2 protein-coding genes are annotated in these 1,416 nt (G+C 55.9%); one reads left to right on the top strand and one right to left on the bottom strand.

Going from position 1 to position 1,416, the window contains the following annotated elements:
* Positions 1-120: 120 nt before the first annotated feature.
* Positions 121-1,017, bottom strand: coding sequence for a cation efflux transmembrane domain-containing protein (locus G533_RS0119350; RefSeq protein ID WP_004574643.1), 897 nt, complete (start codon positions 1,015-1,017; stop codon positions 121-123).
* A 95-nt stretch (positions 1,018-1,112) separates the two neighbouring features.
* Between G533_RS0119350 and cadR the strand changes: the two genes are divergently transcribed.
* Positions 1,113-1,416, top strand: a 304-nt coding sequence (gene cadR / locus G533_RS0119345; protein ID WP_027951306.1) for a Cd(II)/Pb(II)-responsive transcriptional regulator, incomplete at its 3' end; no start/stop codon positions are given.

Genomic DNA, 1,416 nt, shown 5'->3' with positions numbered 1-1,416 from the left:
AGATCGCTCCAGACTTCCTTTTGGCCCTTCGGGATGGTGGCTATCCACTCGTCCAGGGCGGCTTCTGCCTGGAGCCGTGTGGTGGCGTCCCAAGAGCTTTTTGCCAATAATGAGCATTATTTAACCCTTCAATGCCAAAATGCGTCTGGCACCGTTAAGTACAATGCCCCCCGCGATGGTGCCGATAATCAGATCCGGATAATTGGAACCGGTCCACGCGACCAGGGCGCCGGCGGTGATGACCCCCAGGTTGATCACCACGTCGTTGGCCGAGAATATCCAGCTTGCCTTCATGTGCGCCCCGCCTTCCCGATGTTTGGATATGAGCAGCAGACAACTGGTATTGGCAATCAATGCGACGAATGCGATAGCCATCATCACCAGCGATTCAGGCTCACTACCGAATACAAAGCGTCTCACCACCTCTACGAGCACGCCCACAGCCAAGATCAGTTGCAGTACACCAGCAAGATGCGCGGCACGTACCTGCATTTTCACGCTATGTCCAACCGCATAAAGGGCAAGCCCGTACACCGCCGCATCGGCAAAATTGTCCAGGGATTCTCCAATCAGGCCGGTGGACTGGGCGATCAGACCGGCAGTCATTTCCACCACGAACAGAAGTGCATTGATGCCGAGCAACCAGCGCAGGGTCCCGGATTCTTGCTTAGCAGAAGCTGCCGAAAACTCGGCGGCCTTGATGGTCTCCGGATTTGCAGCGACGGTTTCCTGAAGCGAGGCGCCTAGCCCCAAGGTCTTCAGTTTCGAGGTGACGGGCTCGACCTCGCCGTCATGCACGACCTTCAGCCGGCGGTTCGACAAGTCGAAGGACAGCGCCCGAATCTCCTCAAAGCCGTTCAGGGCTAGGCGAATCATTCGTTCTTCTGATGGACAGTCCATCTTCGGCACGGCATAAACACTGACCCATCTCCCTGGCGCCTCGGAGGAGGCCTGTATATCGGTATCCGCTGCGGACGTTGCATCACCGCCACAGGCGCCACCACAGGATTTGCTCATGATACGACTCCACTTGAACAATGTTGTGGTACCATTTAAAACTATAAAGCTACTATAAGGTCAATAGAGTAAAGAATCCGTTGGGGAGGAGGCTGATGCGCATTGGTCAGTTGGCGCAGTTGGTAGGGGTCGAAACACAGACGATCCGCTTCTATGAACAGCAGGGCTTGTTGCCGCCGCCTGATCGGCAGGACAACGGTTACCGTGTCTATACCGAGAAGCATGGTGAGGGGCTGGCCTTCATCCGTCGCTGCAGAATCCTGGGCCTGTCACTGGCTGAGATTCACGAACTACAGAGCTATCAGGACGACCCTCATCAGCCTTGTACCGCCGTCAACGCCTTGCTCGATGATCACATCTCTCATGTGCGGTCGCAGATAACCGCTCTGCAAGCGCTTG

Source organism: Haliea salexigens DSM 19537 (genome assembly GCF_000423125.1).
GTDB classification, from domain to species: Bacteria; Pseudomonadota; Gammaproteobacteria; order Pseudomonadales; family Halieaceae; genus Haliea; species Haliea salexigens.
The sequence above is the reverse complement of the archived record's forward strand: the minus strand, read 5'-3'. Positions and strand labels throughout refer to the sequence as shown.